Origin of the sequence: Bradyrhizobium zhengyangense (genome assembly GCF_022012555.1) — a bacterium.
Lineage (GTDB): Bacteria > Pseudomonadota > Alphaproteobacteria > Rhizobiales > Xanthobacteraceae > Bradyrhizobium > Bradyrhizobium zhengyangense.
Window position 1 is genome coordinate 524,830 of record NZ_JAKLTZ010000002.1, and the last position, 20,127, is coordinate 544,956.

15 protein-coding genes are annotated in these 20,127 nt (G+C 64.8%); 6 read left to right on the forward strand and 9 right to left on the reverse strand.

The annotated features are described in order from the left end of the window. Window positions 1–8 precede the first annotated feature (8 nt). Complete coding sequence (gene pcaF / locus L6639_RS07710) at window positions 9–1,217, reverse strand: 3-oxoadipyl-CoA thiolase (RefSeq protein WP_237860419.1); 1,209 nt, start codon at window positions 1,215–1,217, stop codon at window positions 9–11. A 216-nt stretch (window positions 1,218–1,433) separates the two neighbouring features. Here pcaF and mutS point away from each other — a divergent pair, with 216 nt between their 5' ends. Continuing rightward, a complete protein-coding gene (mutS, locus tag L6639_RS07715; RefSeq protein WP_237860422.1) occupies window positions 1,434–4,172 on the forward strand; it encodes a DNA mismatch repair protein MutS in 2,739 nt (912 codons plus the stop codon). Between the two features lie 9 nt (window positions 4,173–4,181). Here mutS and L6639_RS07720 read toward each other — a convergent pair whose 3' ends face one another. The 6 genes from L6639_RS07720 to L6639_RS07745 form a co-directional block, all read right to left on the reverse strand. Then, window positions 4,182–5,858, reverse strand: coding sequence for a methyl-accepting chemotaxis protein (locus tag L6639_RS07720; RefSeq protein WP_237860424.1), 1,677 nt, complete (start codon window positions 5,856–5,858; stop codon window positions 4,182–4,184). A gap of 252 nt (window positions 5,859–6,110) precedes the next feature. Next, on the reverse strand, window positions 6,111–6,911 hold the full coding sequence (locus L6639_RS07725) for a hypothetical protein (RefSeq protein ID WP_237860426.1): 801 nt from the start codon (window positions 6,909–6,911) through the stop codon (window positions 6,111–6,113). Between the two features lie 74 nt (window positions 6,912–6,985). After that, window positions 6,986–7,495: an OsmC family protein gene (locus L6639_RS07730; protein WP_237860428.1), complete on the reverse strand. Its 510-nt coding sequence runs from the start codon at window positions 7,493–7,495 to the stop codon at window positions 6,986–6,988. 54 nt (window positions 7,496–7,549) lie between these two features. Next, window positions 7,550–8,335: an ABC transporter ATP-binding protein gene (locus tag L6639_RS07735; protein WP_237860430.1), complete on the reverse strand. Its 786-nt coding sequence runs from the start codon at window positions 8,333–8,335 to the stop codon at window positions 7,550–7,552. A 4-nt stretch (window positions 8,336–8,339) separates the two neighbouring features. After that, the gene (locus tag L6639_RS07740) at window positions 8,340–9,185 is read right to left on the reverse strand and encodes an ABC transporter permease (RefSeq protein ID WP_237860433.1); all 846 of its coding nucleotides are present in this window, start codon (window positions 9,183–9,185) and stop codon (window positions 8,340–8,342) included. A gap of 129 nt (window positions 9,186–9,314) precedes the next feature. Further along, window positions 9,315–10,286 (reverse strand): aliphatic sulfonate ABC transporter substrate-binding protein, encoded by a 972-nt coding sequence (locus tag L6639_RS07745; protein WP_237860435.1) that lies wholly within the window; start codon window positions 10,284–10,286, stop codon window positions 9,315–9,317. A 188-nt stretch (window positions 10,287–10,474) separates the two neighbouring features. Between L6639_RS07745 and L6639_RS07750 the strand changes: the two genes are divergently transcribed. Further along, a complete protein-coding gene (locus tag L6639_RS07750; RefSeq protein ID WP_237860437.1) occupies window positions 10,475–13,264 on the forward strand; it encodes a [protein-PII] uridylyltransferase in 2,790 nt (929 codons plus the stop codon). Between the two features lie 115 nt (window positions 13,265–13,379). Here L6639_RS07750 and L6639_RS07755 read toward each other — a convergent pair whose 3' ends face one another. After that, on the reverse strand, window positions 13,380–13,910 hold the full coding sequence (locus L6639_RS07755) for a methylated-DNA--[protein]-cysteine S-methyltransferase (protein WP_237860438.1): 531 nt from the start codon (window positions 13,908–13,910) through the stop codon (window positions 13,380–13,382). Window positions 13,911–13,949: 39 nt separating this feature from the next. Here L6639_RS07755 and L6639_RS07760 point away from each other — a divergent pair, with 39 nt between their 5' ends. The 3 genes from L6639_RS07760 to L6639_RS07770 all read left to right on the forward strand — a co-directional run bounded on the left by L6639_RS07760 (window position 13,950) and on the right by L6639_RS07770 (window position 17,166). Continuing rightward, window positions 13,950–14,366 carry a DUF1304 domain-containing protein gene (locus tag L6639_RS07760; RefSeq protein WP_237860440.1) on the forward strand — a complete coding sequence of 139 codons (417 nt, stop codon included), beginning with the start codon at window positions 13,950–13,952 and terminating at the stop codon, window positions 14,364–14,366. A gap of 169 nt (window positions 14,367–14,535) precedes the next feature. Then, complete coding sequence (locus L6639_RS07765) at window positions 14,536–15,762, forward strand: ABC transporter substrate-binding protein (RefSeq protein ID WP_237860442.1); 1,227 nt, start codon at window positions 14,536–14,538, stop codon at window positions 15,760–15,762. 177 nt (window positions 15,763–15,939) lie between these two features. Further along, complete coding sequence (locus L6639_RS07770) at window positions 15,940–17,166, forward strand: ABC transporter substrate-binding protein (protein ID WP_237860445.1); 1,227 nt, start codon at window positions 15,940–15,942, stop codon at window positions 17,164–17,166. Between the two features lie 59 nt (window positions 17,167–17,225). Here L6639_RS07770 and L6639_RS07775 read toward each other — a convergent pair whose 3' ends face one another. Next, a complete protein-coding gene (locus L6639_RS07775; RefSeq protein WP_060737395.1) occupies window positions 17,226–17,651 on the reverse strand; it encodes a DUF1330 domain-containing protein in 426 nt (141 codons plus the stop codon). Between the two features lie 166 nt (window positions 17,652–17,817). Here L6639_RS07775 and L6639_RS07780 point away from each other — a divergent pair, with 166 nt between their 5' ends. Next, window positions 17,818–20,034, forward strand: coding sequence for a transglycosylase domain-containing protein (locus L6639_RS07780; protein WP_237860447.1), 2,217 nt, complete (start codon window positions 17,818–17,820; stop codon window positions 20,032–20,034). The last annotated feature ends 93 nt before the right edge of the window (window positions 20,035–20,127 follow it).

Below are 20,127 nucleotides of genomic sequence, written 5' to 3' on the forward strand. Positions count from 1 at the left end.
ACAGAGTCTTAGTTCACCTTCTCGATCGCGACGGCCACGCCCTGGCCGACGCCGACGCACATGGTGGCGAGCGCGAGCTTGCCGCCGCGCTTTTCCATGCCGTGCACGGCGGTGAGCGCGAGGCGCGCGCCGCTCATGCCGAGGGGATGGCCGAGCGCGATGGCGCCGCCATGCGGATTGACGTAGTCGGCATCGTCGGCGACGCCGAGCTGGCGCATGCAGGCGATGCCCTGCGAGGCGAAAGCCTCGTTCAGCTCGATCAGGTCGAAATCGGTGATCTTCTTGCCGAGCCGCTCCATCAGCCTGCGGGTCGCCGGCACCGGGCCGATGCCCATGATGCGCGGCGGCACGCCGGCCGAGGCAAGGCCGAGGATGCGCGCGCGGGGCGTCAGGCCGTGCTTCTTCACAGCGGCTTCGGACGCAAGGATCATCGCGGCGGCGCCGTCATTGACGCCGGAGGCATTGCCGGCGGTCACCGTGCCGGGGTTGCGCACGATCGGCTTCAGTTTTGCCAAACCTTCCAGCGTGGTCTCGGGACGCGGATGCTCGTCCTTGTCGACCGTGATCGGACCGGCTTTGCCGCCAGGAATGGTGATGGGCGTGATTTCTTCCGCAAAATAGCCGGCGGCGATCGCTTTGCCGGCGCGCTGCTGCGAGCGGATGGCGAAGGCATCCTGGTCGGCGCGCGAGACCTGGAATTCCTCGGCGACGTTCTCGCCGGTCTCCGGCATCGCGTCGACGCCATACTGCGCCTTGAGCAGCGGGTTGATGAAGCGCCAGCCGATGGTGGTGTCGAAGATCTCGGCCGAACGCGAGAACGCTTCCTGCGCCTTGCCCATCACGAAGGGCGCGCGGGTCATGGATTCGACGCCGCCGGCAATGGCAAGCTCGATCTCGCCGGAGCGGATGGCACGGCCGGCCGCACCGACCGCATCGAGGCCGGAGGCGCAGAGCCGGTTCAGGGTCTGGCCGGGAACCGAGTCGGGGAGCCCCGCCAGCAGCAGCGCCATGCGCGCGACGTTGCGGTTGTCCTCGCCGGCCTGGTTGGCGCAGCCAAAGAAGACTTCGTCCACCTGCGCCCAGTCGAGATTGGGGTGCTTGGCCATCAGCGCCTTGATGGGAGCGGCGGCGAGGTCGTCGGCACGCACCTTGGCCAGCGAGCCGCCGAAACGGCCGATCGGGGTCCGCACGGCATCGCAGATAAAGACGTCACGCATCGTTGTTCTCCCTGAATGCCGCGGTTTGGCGGAAATTCTTCAATGTCGGCGGAGTTTTAGGAGGGCGCCCGCGGCAGGTCAATTGACGGTTGCTTGCGTGTTCCGTGGGACCAGCACGCCGCCGGCGCATGCCGCGGTGCGGACAACGTGGAAAACCCCTGCTGTCGGGCCAAAGCGATAGGAGCAGGAGGCGAAATTTTGTAGGTTGCGCCGCCCATGACCCTACAACAGCCCATCCCCGTCCCGCCCCCCGACGAAGCACCCGCGGCGCCAGCGGAAGCCGCCGCGCGCGTGACGCCGATGATGGAACAGTATCTGGAGATCAAGGCGGCGCATCAGGGCTTGCTGCTGTTCTACCGGATGGGCGATTTCTACGAGCTGTTCTTCGAGGACGCCGAGATCGCCTCCAGGACGCTCGGCATCGTGTTGACCAAGCGCGGCAAGCATCAGGGCAACGATATCCCGATGTGCGGCGTGCCGGTCGAGCGCTCCGAGGATTATCTGCACCGCCTGATCAGCGCCGGCCACCGGGTCGCCGTGTGCGAGCAGACCGAGGATCCCGCGGCGGCGAAAGCGCGCGGCAACAAGAGCGTCGTGCGCCGCGGCGTGGTGCGGCTGGTGACGCCGGGCACGCTGACGGAAGACACGCTGCTCGATGCGCGCGCGAACAATTATTTGCTGGCGATCGCGCGGGCGCGCTCGTCCGCCGGCGGCGACCGTTTCGGGCTTGCCTGGATCGACATCTCGACCGCCGAATTCACGGTGACGGAAGTCTCGGGCGGCGAGCTCGCCGCGACGCTGGCACGCATCAACCCGAACGAGGCCATCGTCACCGACGCGCTTTATGGCGATAACGAACTCGGGCAGACCTTGCGCGAGCTGCCGGCGGTGACGCCGGTGACCCGCGATGTCTTCGACGGCGCCACCGCCGAGAAACGCCTTTGCGACTACTTTGCCGTCGCGACCATGGACGGGCTGGCGCAGCTGTCGCGGCTGGAAGCCACCGCTGCTGCCGCCGCCGTCACCTATGTCGACCGCACCCAGGTCGGCAAGCATCCGCCGCTGTCGCCGCCCGCGCGCGAAGCCTCCGGCGCGACCATGGCGATCGATCCCGCCACCCGCGCCAATCTCGAGCTGACGCGGACGCTCGCCGGCGAACGCCGCGGCTCGCTGCTCGATGCCATCGACTGCACGGTCACCTCGGCCGGCTCGCGCCTGCTGGCGCAGCGGCTGGCCGCGCCCTTGACCGACGCGCCGGCGATCGCGCGGCGGCTCGATGCCGTCAGTGCCTTCGTCGCGGATTCGGCGACGCGCGAGGACATCCGCAGCATCTTGCGCGGCGCGCCCGACATGTCGCGCGCGCTGGCCCGCCTCTCCGTCGGCCGCGGCGGACCGCGCGACCTTGCGGGCTTGCGCGACGGCATCATCGCCGCAGACCAGGTTTTGGCGCGGCTTGGCGAGCTCGACCAGCCGCCGCAGGAGATCACGGCAGTGATGGCGGCGCTGAAGCGTCCCTCGCGCGAGCTCGCCGCCGAATTCGCGCGCGCGCTCGACGAGCAATTGCCGCTGATCAAGCGCGATGGCGGCTTCGTTCGTGCCGGCTATGAGCCGGCGCTCGACGAAGCGCGAAACCTACGCGACGCTTCGCGCCTGGTCGTGGCCTCGATGCAGGCGCGCTACGCCGACGTGACCTCCGTCAAGGCGCTCAAGATCCGCCACAACAATGTGCTCGGCTATTTCGTCGAGGTCACCGCGCAGCACGGCGACAAGCTGATGTCGGCGCCGCTGAATGCGACCTTCATCCATCGCCAGACGCTGGCGGGCCAGGTGCGGTTCACGACGTCGGAGCTCGGCGAGATCGAAGCAAAGATCGCCAATGCCGGCGACCGCGCGCTCGGCCTCGAGCTCGAGATCTTCGAGCGGCTCTGCGCCAGGGCGATCGAAATCAGCGACGATCTGCGTGCGGCCGCGCAAGGCTTTGCGCTGCTCGATGTCGCGACGTCGCTGGCCAAGCTCGCGGTCGACGAGAACTATGTGCGACCCGAGGTCGATGGCTCGCTCGGCTTTGCGATCGAGGCCGGCCGCCATCCCGTGGTCGAGCAAGCCTTGAAGCGCAACGGCGAGCCGTTCATTGCGAACGCCTGCGATCTCTCGCCGAGCCCGGCGCAAAAATCCGGCCAGCTCTGGCTGCTGACCGGCCCGAACATGGCGGGTAAGTCGACCTTCCTGCGCCAGAACGCGCTGATTGCGCTTCTTGCTCAAATCGGCAGTTTCGTGCCGGCGACGCGCGCGCGGATCGGCATCGTCGACCGTCTGTTCTCGCGCGTCGGCGCCGCCGACGATCTCGCCCGCGGCCGCTCGACCTTCATGGTGGAGATGGTGGAGACGGCGGCGATCCTGAACCAGGCCGGCGAGCGCGCGCTTGTGATCTTAGATGAGATCGGCCGCGGCACCGCGACCTTCGACGGTCTCTCGATCGCCTGGGCCGCGATCGAGCATCTGCACGAGAGCAACCGCTGCCGCACGCTGTTCGCGACGCATTATCACGAGCTGACCGCGCTCTCGGCCAAGCTGCCGCGCATGTTCAATGCGACGGTGCGGGTGAAGGAATGGCAGGGCAATGTCGTGTTCCTGCACGAGGTGCTGCCGGGCTCGGCCGATCGCTCCTACGGCATCCAGGTCGCCAAGCTCGCAGGCCTGCCGCCCGCCGTCATTACGCGTGCCAAATCGGTGCTGGCAAAGCTGGAAGCGCAAGACCGCGGCCAGACCGCCCGTGCGCTCGCCGACGATCTGCCGTTGTTCGCCGTCCCCTCGCGCGCCGCCGCGGAAGCCGCACCGCCGACCGAGGCTGAACTGCTGATGGACGCCGTGAAGGCGCTCCACCCCGACGAGATGTCGCCGCGCGAGGCGTTGGATGCGCTGTATGCGCTGAAGGCCAAGCTGCCGAAGCAGTGACGATGCCGTTTACGCCCTCGCCGCGATCGCCGCAGCTTCCGCGGCGGCGCGCTGCATGCTGGTCGACATTTCGTTCGTGACCGTGCTCTGCTCCTCGATTGCGGCGGCCGTCGACGTGACATATTCGCTGACGTTGTTGATGGCCGTCTTGATCGAAGCCAGAGCGGTGACGACGTCGCCGGAGATGCCGTTGAGGCTGCCGATCTCCGCGCCAATCTTGTCCGTGGCCTGCTTGGCCTGGTTGGCGAGGCTCTTGACCTCCGAGGCGACCACGGCGAAGCCGCGACCGGCTTCGCCAGCGCGCGCCGATTCGATCGTGGCGTTGAGCGCGAGCAGGTTGATCTGCCCGGTGATGTTGTTGATGAGCTCGACGATGCCGCTCATTGCCTGCGCGGCTTCGGTGAGGCGCTGGGCCTGCGCGTCGGCGGTAGCGACCTGATCCACCGCGCTCATCGCCGTCTCGCGCGACTTTGTCATGGCCTCCGAGATCTCCCGCACCGAGGCATTCAGCTCCTCTGATCCGGCGGCGACCGATTCCATCATGCCGCGAACGCGTTCGTTGCCCATGCGTACCAGCACCTGCTTCGTGACATCGGTGGCGTATTTCACGACCTTGTAGGGCCTGCCGTTGAGATCGAAGATCGGGTTGTAGGAGGCCTGGATGTAGACTTCCTTGCCGCCCTTGCCGATGCGCTTGTATTCCCCTGCCTGGTACTGACCGCGGTTGAGCGCGGCCCAGAATTCGCGATAGGCGGCGCCGTCGCGCTCACCGGGCTCGACGAACATGCTGTGATGCTTGCCCTTGATCTCGGCCAGCGAATAGCCGAGGGCTGCGAGGAAGTTCGAGTTCGCTGTGATGATCGTGCCGTCCATGTTGAACTCGATCACGGCCTGCGCCTTGTCGATGGCTTCGAGCTGGCCGGCGCGGTCGGCGTTCTTCAGCTTTTCCGCGGTGACGTCTGTTGCGTATTTGACCACGCCGAACGGCTTGCCGCTCTCGTCGAGCAGCGGGTTGTAAGAGGCGAGAATCCAGACCTCTCGGCCACCCTTGCCGATACGCTTGAACTCGCCGGCCTGGTACTCACCGCGATTGAGCTTCGCCCAGAATTCGCGATAGGCCGCGCCATCGCGCTCGGCGGGCGCCACGAACATGCTGTGATGCTTGCCCTGGATCTCGGCCAGCGAATAGCCGAGCGCATTGCAGAAATTCTCGTTGGCGGCGACAATAGTTCCGTCGAGCTTGAACTCGATCACCGCCTGGGCACGACTGCTGGCGGCGATCTTCGAAGCGTCCGTCATGCTCCGGATCTTCTTCTCGGTGATGTCGGTCGCAATCTTGGCGACCATCACCGCCTTGCCGTTGCCGTCGAGCACCGGATTGTAGGATGCTTCGATCCAGATCTCGTGGCCGTCCTTCGCGATTCGCTTGAACTCGCGCGCCTGATACTCGCCACGATTCAGTGCGGCCCAGAACGCCTTGTACTCAGCGGTTTCGCGCTGGTCGGCCGGCACGAACATGGAGTGATGTTTGCCCTGGATTTCGTCGAGCCGATAGCCAAGGGCATCGAGGAAATTCTTGTTGGCCGTGATGATCGTCCCATCAAGATTGAATTCGATCATCGCCTGGGAACGGCCGATGGCATCGAGCCGCGCCTGGGCATCAGAATGGGACTTGCGACCGAACATTCAAATATCTCCTCGATGAGAAATGGTTTTGCATGACGCAGGCACCGTTGCCCTCACGCTCGAAAATTTTCGGCTCGCTCGCCACTTGGATTTCGAAACTGCAGGCCCGCATTCAACGTGGGCCACCTCAACAACCGACGAGTACATTTACGGGCAAGGCGCAAAGATTAAATTAACGACGCTGTCGAAAACCGGCGGCCGAACACCGGAGAAGTACGAGGCGGATCACCGCAAAATATCCGTACGCAACGCTTACGTTCCAATGCGTCGCGCTCTACGCCCATTCCACCACAGCGTCAGGTTCCACGTCACGCAGGTTGCAAGCGCCAGGAAAAGGCCAACCCCCGATCCAAATTTCTCCACTGCAACGTGCATGACCGCGATCGCCATGCCGAAACCGAGCAGGCCCCACGCGGAATTGGCGAGCACGGCGGCGGTCGGCGGGCCGCCAATGCGGGGATGCAGGATCACCATCATGCTGGAGAACACCACGGGGAACAGCGCAATGATGCCGCTGATGCGAGGGCCGACCCAATTCGACGTCGAGACGACGATGGCGACGAGAGTCGCGACCAGCGCGGCCCGCATCGGGATGTCGTACCAGCGGCGCGTCACCAGCGGCATCTTCACGTGGCGATAGCCTGAGAGCAGCGGAATGCAGATGCCGAACGCGATGAAGTTCGCGGTGAGGCCCGCGGTGAGTGTCCAGTCGAACATGCGGATGACCGATGCGATCGCGATCCAGACCGCGAACGCGCTGCCGCAGCTCACCGCCATGCTGTGCCGCTGCGCCAGCACGACATAAGTGAGGCCCATGAAGATCGTTGCGGCGTTGACCGGCAAGCTCGACAACGCGCCCTGCGCGATGAAGGCGGCGTCATGGTCGATCGCGAGGAAGACGTAGGAGGGGCCGGCGGAAACCGGCAGCGTCGCAACCAGCGCTCCGATCGCCGGCCCCGAGCGCTCGGTGATGACAGACGCCGACACGACGAACGCCGCCGCGATCGCCATGCGCAGGAGGAGGAAGACGATGAAGTGGAGGTCGAGGGACATTTTGTCTGTCATTCCGGGGCGCGCGAAGCGCGAGCCCCGGAACGACACCAATTGCTGCGGTTACGACCTGCGCCTCACACCCGCTGCATCGACACCGAAACCTTCGGGCCGTTCTTGATGGTCTGATAGACCACGCAATAGCGCTCGGTGAGCTTGAGCAGGAGATCGAGCTTGTCTTGCGGTGCCGGCGTGTCGACCTCGAAGCGGAGGCGTATCTCGGCGAAGCCGACCGGGGTCTCCTTGTCGATGCCGAGTGTGCCGCGGAAATCGAGATCGCCCTCGGCGTAGACATTGCCGCTTCTGAGCGGCACTTCGATCGCGGTCGCAACCGACTTCAGTGTGACACCGGCGCAGGCAACGAGCGCTTCCAGCAGCATGTCACCGGAGCAGAGCTCGAGCCCTGAACCGCCGGTGGCCGGATGCAGGCCAGCCGTCGCGATGGCGCGGCCGGTCTCAACCTTGCAGGCGATGCCTTCGCTCTCGGTCGAGCCCTTGGCCTTCAGCGTGATCATCGCGGTCTTGGGATCGGACTTGTAGCGTTCCTTGATCGGGGCCTGCATCTGGCGCAGCTCTGCGGCATCCATCTTGTTCTCTCCCGGGAAAATTGTCTCTCGATGTACCGGCTCGGGGCGAAAATGTCACCACCACATGGCCTGACCGGGACCCTGGGTTGCGTCACGGTCGGGCACGTTGCGGTCGAGCGAACGGTCGAGTGACGTCAGCACACTTCGCTTGAAATTCTCGAACAGCGGCGAATTGCGGTCGCGCGGACGGGTCAGATTGATCTCGATCTGGTCGAACAGCCGACCGGGCCGCGGCCGCATCACCAGCACGCGATCGGCCAGCACGACGGCCTCGTCGACGTCATGTGTGACGAGGATCAAGGTCGGCCGCGTGTCGGCCCAGAGGTCGAGCAGATGATCCTGCAGGTCCCGACGGGTGAAGGCATCGAGCGCGGAGAACGGCTCGTCGAGCAGGAGCACTTCGGGTTGCGGCACCAGCGCACGCGCAATCGCGACCCGCTGCGCCTGTCCGCCCGAGAGCTCGCGCGGCCAGGCCTGCGCCTTGTCGGCGAGGCCAACGCGTGCCAGCGCTCGCGCCACCTTGTCGCGCCGCTCGGCCGCCGGCAACTCGGCGATACCGAAGCCGATATTGTCGGCAACGCTGAGCCAGGGCAGCAGCCGCGGCTCCTGAAAGATGATGCCAATCTTGGCGTGCGGCGAGGCGATCGCCTCGCTGTCGAGCGTCACCGTGCCGGAACTGGCGCGGTCAAGACCCGCGATGGCGCGGAGCAATGTGGATTTGCCGCAGCCGGAACCCCCGATGATTGCGATGATCTCGCCCTGCCTGATCTCGGCGGAAAAGCGCGCCAGCGCCTCGACGCCGTTGGGATAGGTCTTGCTGACCCGGTCGAGCGCCAGCATCGCCTCAAGCTCCCTTCGCGCGGCCGAAGGCGTCCTGCCAGCGCAGGAACGGTGCCGCGGCGACCTCGATCAGCCAGTCCGTCAGCTTGCCGAGAATGGCGAAGATCACGATGGCGGCGAGGATTTGCGCCGGCTTGCCGAGCTGCTGGCCGTCGAGCAGGAGATAGCCGAGGCCTTCGGAGGCGCCGATCAATTCGGCGGCGACCACGAACATCCAGCCGAGACCAAGGCCAACGCGCAAGGATACGACATAGGCCGGCAGCACGGCGGGCAGCAGGATGCGGCGGATCATCGCGAAGCCTGAGAGGCGGAAGGTGCGGCCGACCTCGACGATCTTGCGATCGACCGAGAGGATCGCGCCCATCACGCCGAGATAGACCGGGAAGAACACGCCGACCGCGATCAGCGCGATCTTCGATGTCTCGAAAATGCCGAGCCAGAGGATGAACAGGGGCACCCAGGCGAGCGACGGGATCGCGCGCAACGCTTGTACAGTGGGATCAAGAAGCCGCCGCGCCAGCGACCAATAGCCCGAGAGGGCGCCAAGCACCGTGCCAGCGACGACGCCGAAGGCGAAGCCGAGCCCGACCCGCCACAACGTCGCGGCGATGTGGCGGAGCAGCTCGCCGGAGCGGGCGAGATCAGCGATGGTGGCGAAGACGCGCGAGGGCGGCGGCACCAGGCGGCCATTGGACCAGCCGGACCAGACCACCAGCTCCCAGCCGAGCGCGAGGATCACCGGCAGCAGCAGCCCCAGCACCGGCCGCGCATGGCGCGACAACCGCGAGGCCGCGCCGGCGCTCTCGGCTGGTTCCGATGATTGTTGCAGCACTGGTGCGTCGGAGATCATGCCCGGTAGGAAACGCGTCTGGCGAGGGATTGCAACATGACTCTTGCCGCGCTCTCCGCTGTCGTCCCCGGGGCGCGCGCGGCGCGAGCCCGGGACGACGCAGTGTGTGTGGCGCCGGTCTGCCTCTTACTAATTCGCCGGCAGCGGGACCTGGTCGTCGATCAGCGCATCCAGCGTCGCCTTCACGTCGACTTTGGCATCGACGACGCCGGCCTGTTGCAGCGCGAGGCCGGCGGCGAGAATCGACTCGCGCTGGGGCACGCCGATACGGCTGTGGGTGAGCTCGGTGCGCTCCTTGAGCTGCTTGTCGACGACGGCCTCGGGCAGTTTTGTCACCGCAATGAAGGTCTTCTTCAGATCATCGTAGTTGGCGAGCGAATATTTCCGCGCCTCTTCGTAGGTTGCGAGCACGCGGCGGGCGACGTCGGGATAGTCCTTCAAGAACTGCTCGCGCACATTGAGGATGCCCCAGGTGTTGGCGTCGGCCTTGCGATAGAACAGCTTCGCGCCCTCCTCGATCTCGGCCTGCGCCATCATCGGATCGAGACCGGCCCAGGCATCGACGTCGCCACGGATCAGCGCGGTCTTGCCGTCGGCATGCTGCAGCAGCACCGGCGTGATGTCCTTCTCGGTGAGCCCCGCGCCCAGCAGCGCACGCACCAGGAAGATGTGCGGATCGGTGCCGCGCGTCACCGCGACGCGCCTACCCTTGAGATCAGCGACATCAGCGATCTTGGAATCCTTGCCCGTGACAAGCGCGGTCCACTCAGGGCGTGAGTAGACGTAAATCGACTTGATCGGATTGCCGTTGATGCGCGCGACCAGCGCCGCCGAGCCGGCGGTCGAGCCGAAATCGATCGAGCCGGCGTTGAGGAATTCGAGCGCCTTGTTGGAGCCCGCCGACTGCACCCAGGTGATGGTGATGCCGTCCTTGGCGAACTCCTTCTCCAGGAGCCCCTTCTGCTTCAGGACCAGCGACACCGGATTGTAAGTCGCCCAGTCGATGCGGATTTCCTTCAGCGGATCGGCCGCCCGCGCCGCGGGGGCTATGGCGAGCGCAATGGCTCCCGCCAGCAGAATACGTCGTGTGATGTCAGCCATGCCCAGCCTCCTCAAAAACTTCATTGTTTTTCAATGAGTTATGCCTAGAGGTCAACGAGAAAATCCCGCCCTTGAAAGCGCGTGGCCTGAGAACAATTTTGCTTCCAGCCGGCGATTTCCAGCATGGAACGACTATTGCTGGCGAATGGCTGATGACAGCGCCTGCCGCCTCTTATATCCGGTGAGACATGGATAGCGTTGCGACCGAGCATAAGCCACAGGTGGATGATCGTTTCGACACTGCGCGGATCACCGCCGCGGTCGATGCGCTTGCCGAGAAGCATCAGGGGCGTGAGGACACGTTCCGCACCGCAGTTGCTCAATTGCTCAAGGCGGAACTCATCGCCGCGCGGGCCGCCGCGCAGGCGATCCTGCTGAAGGACCGCCACGGCCGCCGCTGCGCCGAGCGCTTGTGCCACGTGCAGGACGAGATCATCCGCATTCTCTACTCGGCCGCGACCCGCCATCTCTATCGTTCACCGATCCCGAGCGGCGCCGAACGCATGGCGGTGGTTGCGACCGGCGGCTACGGCCGCGGCCTGATGGCGCCCGAGTCCGACATCGATCTCTTGTTCATCCTCCCCTACAAGCAGACCGCCTGGGGCGAGCAGGTGGCTGAGGCCATCCTCTATTGCCTCTGGGATATGGGTCTGAAGGTCGGTCACGCCACGCGCTCGGTCGACGAGTCGATCCGGCAGGCGCGTGGCGACATGACCATCCGCACCGCCATTCTGGAGACGCGCTTCCTCACCGGCGACCAGCCGCTCTATGACGAGCTTGTCGCGCGCTTCGACAAGGAAGTGGTGCAGGGCACCGCCTCCGAATTCGTCACCGCCAAGCTCGCCGAGCGCGAAGAGCGCCATCGCCGCGGCGGCCAGTCGCGCTATCTGGTCGAGCCCAACGTCAAGGACGGCAAGGGCGCCTTGCGCGACCTGCACACGCTGTTCTGGATCGCCAAATACGTCTATCGCGTCCGCGACACCGACGAGCTCGTCGAACGCGGCGTGTTCGACGCGCAGGAATATCGCAGCTTCCGCCGTTGCGCCGACTTCCTCTGGTCGGTGCGCTGCAATCTGCATTTCTACTGCGGGCGGCCGGAGGAGCGGCTGTCCTTCGACCTCCAGCGCGAGATCGCTGTCAGGCTCGGCTACACCTCGCATCCCGGCATGCAGGACGTCGAGCGCTTCATGAAGCACTACTTCCTGGTCGCCAAGGAAGTCGGCAATCTCACCGCCATCCTCTGCGCCAAGCTCGAGGACCAGCAGGCCAAGCCCGCCCCGGTGCTGAGCCGGATGATGGCGCGGCTGCGCCCGACGCCAGCGAAGCGGCGCGTGCCCGAGAGCGACGATTTCATCGTCGACAACAACCGCATCAACGTCGCCGCGCCCGACGTTTTCAAGCACGATCCGGTCAATTTGATCCGCATCTTCCGCCTGGCGCAGAAGAACAACCTCGCCTTCCATCCGGACGCGATGCGCGACGTGACGCGCTCGCTCGGCCTGATCAACGCGCAGATGCGCGAGAATCCCGAGGCCAACCGGCTGTTCATGGAGATTCTCACCTCCGACAACGCCGAGATCGTGCTGCGGCGGATGAACGAAACAGGCGTGCTCGGCCACTTCATCCGCGCCTTCGGCAAGATCGTCTCGATGATGCAGTTCAACATGTATCATCACTACACCGTGGACGAGCACCTGATCCGCTGCGTCGGCTTCCTCCAGGACATCGAGCGCGGCGGCATCGAGGAATTCACTCTCGCCAGCGATTTGATGCGCAAAATCCGTCCCGAGCACCGTGCGGTGATCTACATCACGACGCTGTTGCACGACATCGCCAAGGGTCGGCCGGAAGACCACTCCATCGCAGGGGCCAAGGTGGCGCGGCGGCTGTGCCCGCGGCTCGGCTTCAGCGCGTCCGACACCGAGCTCGTGGCCTGGCTGATCGAGGAACATCTGACGATGTCGACGGTCGCGCAGTCGCGCGATCTCTCCGATCGCAAGACCATCGAGAACTTTGCCGCCGTCGTGCAATCGGTCGAGCAGATGAAGCTTCTGACGATCCTGACCACTGCCGACATTCGCGGCGTCGGTCCGGGCGTGTGGAACGGCTGGAAGGCGCAGCTATTGCGCTCGCTGTATTACGAGACCGAGCCGGTGCTGACCGGCGGCTTCTCGGAGGTCGACCGCGGCAAGCGCCTCACGGCCGCCTACGCCGAATTCCGTCACGCCTTCGCCGAATGGCCGGCCGACGAGCTGGACGCCTATGTCGGCCGGCACTATCCGGCCTACTGGCTCAAGGTCGAGCTGCCGCGAAAAATTCGCCACGCACGCTTCGTGCGATCGAGCGAACAGGCCGGCCACAAGCTCGCGATCAATGTCGGCTTCGACGAGGTGCGCGGCGTCACCGAACTCACGATCTTCGCCGCCGACCATCCCTGGCTGCTCTCGATCATCGCGGGCGCCTGTGCTTCGGCCGGCGCCAACATCGTCGACGCCCAGATCTACACCACGACCGACGGCCGCGCGCTCGACACCATCTCGATCTCGCGTGAATACGATCGTGACGAGGACGAAGGCCGCAGAGCCACCCGCATCGGCGAGATGATCGAGGACGTGCTTGAAGGCAAGCTGCGCCTGCCCGAGGTGGTGGCGCGGCGCACCGTGCGCAGCAAGGCAAGGCCGTTCGTGATCGAGCCGGAAGTGACCATCAACAACCAATGGTCCGACCGCTACACCGTGATCGAGGTCTCCGGCCTCGACCGCCCCGGCCTGCTCTACGAGCTGACCACCGCGATCTCGAAGCTCAACCTCAACATCGCCTCGGCCCATGTCGCAACCTTCGGCGAGCGCGCCCGCGACGTGTTCTACGTCACCGATCTCCTCGGCGCGCAGATCAACGCGCCGACGCGGCAGTCCGCGATCAAGAGCGCGCTGACCCATGTGATGGCCGGCGACAAGGCGGTTCAGCCGGCGGCGTGATCTTCTTCCGTCATTCCGGGGCGATGCGCGGCATCGAACTATGGTGCGCAATTGCGCACCTGAGAATCTCGAAGTTCCGGGTTCGCCCTATGGGCGCCCCGGAACGACCGAGGCTTCAAACCTCCACGCCCTCATGCCTGAGCAGCCACCTCTTCCGCTCCAGCCCGCCGCCGTACTTCACCAGCGAACCGTCTGCACCGATCAGGCGGTGGCACGGCAGCACCACGCTGATCGGGTTGGAGCCGTTGGCATGGCCGACGGCGCGGATGGCCCTGGGCATGTCGATCCTTGCGGCCATCGCGCCATAGCTCATCGTCGTGCCTGCCGGGATTTGCGCCAGCGCGGTCCAGACCTTTTGCTGGAACGGCGTGCCGGCGATGCGCCATGCGACACGCGAGAGCTGATCGAGATCGCCCTCGAAATATGCCGACAGCGCGGTCTTCATCGCCGTCGGCGCTAACTGATCGCAGAGCTCCACCGCGCCGTAATGCAGGCGCAACAACTCGCGCATCCGATGCTCGTAATCGTCCCAATCGAGCGCGCGTAACTGGCCTTCGGCGTCGGTGACGAGCAGCGCGGTCCCGATCGGCGTCGCCAGCCGATCGAGACCGAAGCGTTCAAGAGTCCTGGTTGATCGCGCGGGCATGGCGGCACCATTGCATCGAAACACGGCATCGCACTTGCCATGCCGGCCGTGCTAACGTCCACCCGAAAGCTGACGCTTTTGGGGGAGCTCAACTTGATTCTTGTCGCCAATGTCCTGGTGGCGCTGGTCGCCGCACTGCACGCCTATTTCCTGATCCTGGAAATGTTTCTCTGGGACAAGCCGCTCGGCTTGAAGACATTCCGCAACACGCCTGAGAAGGCCGAGATCACGAAAGTGCTGGCGGCCAATCAGGGGCTCTACAACGGCTTCCTCGCCGCCGGCCTGATCTGGGGGCTGCTGCATGGCAATCCGGCCTTCGCGTTCGAGATCAAGGTGTTCTTCCTGCTCTGCGTGATCGTGGCCGGCGCTTATGGCGCGGCCACCGTCAGCACGCGCATCCTGATCGTGCAGGCGCTGCCGGCCGCGATCGCGCTGGTTGCGTTGTTCCTGGCGTAAGACGCTGCCGGCGAAAGACTCTGGCCTAGCCTGAGACGCTTCAGCGCGACGCCGCGATCCTTGCGCGGCGTCCGCCGTTCCTCCACACTCGCCAGCAGCGATGGCGACCGTTGCAAGCAACGGGAAAAGACCGTCGGCCGGAAAATTCCGTCAGGAGGAACAACCCAACATGAGCACTCGCAGAGCCTTGATAGCTGCCACGGCGGCGCTCGCCTTCGCGTTCTCCGCCAACCAGGCCCTCGCCCAGAAAAAATACGACACCGGCGCGAGCGACACCGAGATCAAGATCGGCCAGACCGTGCCGTTCTCCGGCGCCTACTCCGTCTACGCCAATATCGGCAAGACCCAGGCGGCCTACTTCAAGATGATCAACGACCAGGGCGGCATCAACGGCCGCAAGATCAACCTGATCCAGTATGACGATGCCTATTCGCCGCCGAAGACCGTCGAGCAGGTGCGCAAGCTCGTCGAAGGCGACGAAGTGCTGTTCACCTTCCAGATCATCGGCACGGCCGCCAACGCCGCCGTGCAAAAATATCTCAACGGCAAGAAGGTCCCGCAGCTGCTCGCCTCCACCGGGGCGGCGCGCTTCAACGATCCGCAGAACTATCCCTGGACCATCGCCTATAATCCCAACTACATCTCCGAAGGGCGGATCTACGCGAAATACATTCTCAAGGAACACCCGAACGCCAAGATCGGCGTGCTCTACCAGAACGACGACATGGGCCGCGACTATCTCGCTGGCCTCAAGAGCGGGCTCGGCGACAAGGCCGCCGGCATGATCGTCGGCGAGGTCTCCTACGAGGTCACCGACCCGACGGTGGACTCGCAGGTGGTGAAGCTGAAGTCGATGGGCGCCGATCTGTTCTATGACGCGTCCACGCCAAAGTTCGCGGCGCAGGCGATCAAGAAGCTTGCCGACCTCGGCTGGACGCCGGTGCACATCCTCGACATCAATGCGAGCCCGATCTCGGCGACATTGAAGCCGGCCGGCCTCGATATCTCCAAGGGCATCATCTCGACGCAGTACGGCAAGGAGCCCGGCGATCCCCAGTGGAAGGACGATCCCGGCGTGAAGGCCTTCTTCGCCTTCATGGACAAGTATTTTCCGGAGGGTGACAAGCTCAACACGGTCAATACCTATGGGTATTCGGTGGCCGAGCTGCTGGTGCAGGTCTTGAAGCAATGCGGTGACGACCTGACGCGCGAGAACGTCATGAAGCAGGTCGCCAACATCAAGGACTTCACCCCGAGCTTCGCGCTACCCGGCATCAAGATCAACACCGGGCCGAACGACTACCGGGTCAACAAGCAGATGCAGATGATGAAGTTCAACGGCGAACGCTGGGAGCTGTTCGGACCCATCATCGAGGACTCGGGTCCGGCAGGTTAGTTAACGGCGTAGGGTGGTTTACGCCCCGCATGGCTAACCCACCCTACGAACTGCCAGCGCCCCCCGCCTTGCGTTGCAACAACGGTTCCTTCACACTCGCGCCCAGCGATGGCGTCGGGTGCGCGGCAGTGCCGTCCGGCAAGACCATCTGCAAATAACAAACCGAGGAAATTGCGAATGAGGAACGGACTTTTGCATCTGGTCACGGCGACGGCGCTCACCCTTGCGCTCTCGGCCTCTGCGGCCAATGCCCAGAAGAAATATGATCCCGGCGCCAGCGACACCGAAATCAAGATCGGCCAGACCAATCCGTTCAGCGGACCGGCCTCGGCCTATGCCACGATCGGCAAGACGCAGGCCGCCTATATGAAGATGATAAATGATCAGGGCGGCGTGAACGGCCGCAAGATCAACCTGATCCAGTACGACGACGCCTATTCGCCGCCGAAGGCGGTCGAGCAGGTGCGCAAGCTCGTCGAGAGCGACGAGGTGCTGCTCACGTTCCAGCTTCTCGGCACCCCCTCGAACGCGGCGGTGCAGAAATATCTCAACTCCAAGAAGGTGCCACAACTTTTCGCGGCCACCGGCGCCTCCAAGTTCACCGACCCGAAGAACTTCCCGTGGACGATGGGCTTCAATCCGAACTACTTCGTCGAGGGCCGCATCTACGGCCAATACATCATCAAGAACCATCCGAACGCCAAGATCGGCATCCTCTATCAGAACGACGATCTCGGTAAGGACTATCTGAACGGCATCAAGGCCGGCCTCGGCGACAAGGCGGCTGGCATGATCGTCGCGGAAACGTCCTACGAGGTTTCCGATCCCACGGTCGATTCGCAGATCCTCAAGATCAAGGACGCCGGTGCCGACCTGTTCTTCAGCGCGACGACGCCGAAACAGGCCGCGCAGGCGATCAAGAAGATCGCCGAGCTCGGCTGGCACCCGGTGCAGATCCTCGACATCAACGCCACTTCGGTCGGTGCGGTGATGAAGCCCGCAGGGCTCGAGGCGTCCAAGGGGGTGATCAGCGTCAACTACGGCAAGGATCCGCTGGACCCGACCTGGAAGGACGACCCCGGCATGAAGAAGTATTTCGAGTTCATGGCGAAGTACTATCCCGAAGGCGACAAGGACTCGAGCTTCAACAGCTACGGATACTCAACCTCGCAATTGATGATCTACGTGCTTCAGAAGTGCGGTGACAACCTGACCCGCGAGAACGTCATGAAGGTTGCCACCAGCCTGAAGGACGTGCAGCTCGACCTCTCGCTGCCGGGCATCGTTGCCAACACATCGCCGACCGACTATCGCGTCAACAAGCAGCTTCAGATGATGAAGTTCAACGGCGAGCGTTGGGAGCTGTTTGGCCCGATCCTCGAGGACGCGGGCCCGGCGGGCTAGTGATCGAACTTTGGAATGCGATCGGCGGCCCAAGGGCCGCCGATTTTCTTTGCGAGCGTCTATTCCGGTATCTCGCCAAAATTCTTCCCCACCGGCAGCACCGCGTGGCGGATCAGGCGCGAATCCTCCACCGCCGCCTGCCGGTGCTTCACCGCTTCGCGATAGACGGGGTCCCGGATCATCTCGACGAAGGCGGCGACGCTCGGGTATTCCGCGATGAAGCAATGATCCCAGCGTTCGTCCTGCGGGCCGATCAGCATCAGCTCGAACCGGCCTTGCCAGACGATGCGGCCGCCGAGGCGCTCGAACACCGGGCCGCTTTCGCGACCATAGGCCGCATAGGCCTCAGCGCCGCTGGCCTTGCGGCCGTCGGGGTAGGCGGCCTCTTTGCGTAAGCGCACCAGATTGAGCATGTGGATCGGGCCGGGGCGGTCGTTGTCCCGGAATTGCGCGAAGATCTCCTTGGTCGGATCGATGTGGCCCATAGCCGTTTCCTCTTCTTATGCGTTCGATCCTACTGCCCGCGCGCTGGAAGCGGAACTGCGGCGGGCGAATGCCGCACCTCCTAATCACGCGTTAACCTCAGGGTAACCGGGCCTTAAACAGCGACCGCTAGCGTGCGGCGGGGCGGGGTGACCGGGCGTTTTGCGTATGGGGTCGGCAAAGAAAAAGGGTGGGCGGAAGGAGCCGTTGTTCGGCTTGCCCGCGGCGCTCGCCGATCTGCGCCTGACGGCGGCGGATCGCATTCCCGGCGGCGGCGACCACAAGCCGAAGAAATCGGCCAGCAAGCGCAAGGCCGAACCCTCCGACGACGAGCCCCCGCGCGAGCGCAAGGCCCCGGCCAAGAGCAGCGGCGCCAAGCGCCGGTCGCGATCATCCATCAGCGCCGGCCTCGGCCGCCTCGTCTATTGGGGCGCCGTACTCAGCCTGTGGGGCGTCATCGCCGTGATCGGCGTCGTGATCTGGGTCGGCGCCCATCTGCCACCGATCCAGTCGCTGGAGATTCCAAAACGCCCGCCAACGATCCAGATCGTGGGCATCGACGGCACTCTGCTGGCGCAGCGCGGCGAGATGGCCGGCGCCAACGTGTCGCTGAAGGATCTGCCGCCGTACTTGCCGAAGGCATTCATCGCGATCGAGGACCGCCGCTTCTATTCGCATTTCGGCATCGATCCCGTCGGCATCCTGCGCGCGCTCGTCACCAATCTGCTCCATCACGGCGTGTCGCAGGGCGGCTCGACGCTGACGCAGCAGCTCGCCAAGAACCTGTTCCTGACCCAGGAACGCACCATGGCGCGCAAGCTGCAGGAGGCGGAGCTCGCGATCTGGCTGGAGCGCAAGCATTCCAAGAACGAGATCCTGGAGCTCTATCTCAACCGGGTCTATTTCGGCTCCGGCGCCTACGGCGTCGAGGCCGCCGCGCAGAAATATTTCGGCAAGCCGGCCAAGAACGTGACGATCGCGGAAGCCGCGATGCTGGCGGGCCTGGTCAAATCGCCCTCGCGGCTTGCGCCCAACCGCAATCCGGAAGGCGCGGAAGCGCGCGCGCAGGTCGTGCTGGCCGCGATGGCGGATGCCAAGTTCATCACCGAAGCCCAGGCGCAGGCCTCGATCGGCCACCCCTCCTACAATGTGAAGCCGGTCGGCGCCGGCACCGTGAACTACGTCGCCGACTGGATCGGCGAGGTGCTGGATGATCTCGTCGGGCAGATCGACGACAGCATCAAGGTCGAGACCACGATCGATCCGAAGCTCCAGGCGCTGGCGGAAGCCGCCATCATCGACGAGCTCGCGGCCAAGAGCGTGAAGTTCAATGTCAGCCAGGGCGCGCTGGTGGCGATGACGCCTGACGGCGCGGTGCGCGCAATGGTCGGCGGTCGGAACTATTCCGAGAGCCAGTTCAACCGCGCGGTGACCGCAAAACGCCAGCCGGGCTCGTCCTTCAAGCCGTTCGTCTATCTGACGGCGATGGAGCAGGGGCTGACGCCCGACACCATCCGCCAGGACGCGCCGATCGAGGTCAAAGGGTGGAAGCCCGAGAACTACACCCATGAGTATTTCGGCCCGGTGACGCTGACGCAGGCGCTGGCGATGTCGCTCAACACCGTCGCCATCCGCCTCGGCCTCGAGGTCGGACCGAAGAACGTGGTGCGCACCGCGCACCGGCTCGGCATCTCCTCCAAACTCGAGCCCAACGCCTCGATCGCGCTTGGCACCTCGGAAGTCTCCGTCGTCGAGCTGGTCGGCGCCTATGCGCCGTTCGCCAATGGCGGTTTCGCGGCCACGCCGCATGTGGTGACGCGGATCAAGACGCTCGACGGCAAGCTGCTCTACATGCGCCAGCCCGACGAGCACAACCAGGTGGTCGAGCCGCGCTATGTCGGCATGATGAACAGCATGATGCGGGAGACGTTGATCTCGGGCACCGCGAAGAAGGCCGATATCCCCGGCTGGCAGGCGGCCGGCAAGACCGGCACCAGCCAGGATTATCGCGACGCCTGGTTCATCGGCTACACGTCGAACCTCGTCACCGGCGTCTGGCTCGGCAACGACGACAACTCGCCGACCAAGAAGGCGACCGGCGGCGGCCTGCCCGTGGAGGTCTGGACCCGCTTCATGCGCGCCGCGCACGAGGGCGTGCAGGTCGCGGCCCTGCCGAACCTGCAAGGCAATTGGGGGCCGTCGAACCTGGTGCAGATCTCATCGCAGATATCGCCGCCGACCCAGGCGGCACCCGGAGCTTCACCTGCGCCGGTCAGCAATGGCGGCTATCGCGCCCCGCCGCCGACGCGCGCCAATGTGCGGCCGGAGCCGGCTGCAGGGCTTGACGGCTGGCTGATGGACCGGCTGTTTGGCGGAAATCGGTAGCCGCAAAACCAAGACCGCGAAACAACCCCATGCACAGTAGCCGGCGTGTCGCGGCGTGATGCGAGGTGGATCGGTCGAAGGGGCTGATGCGAT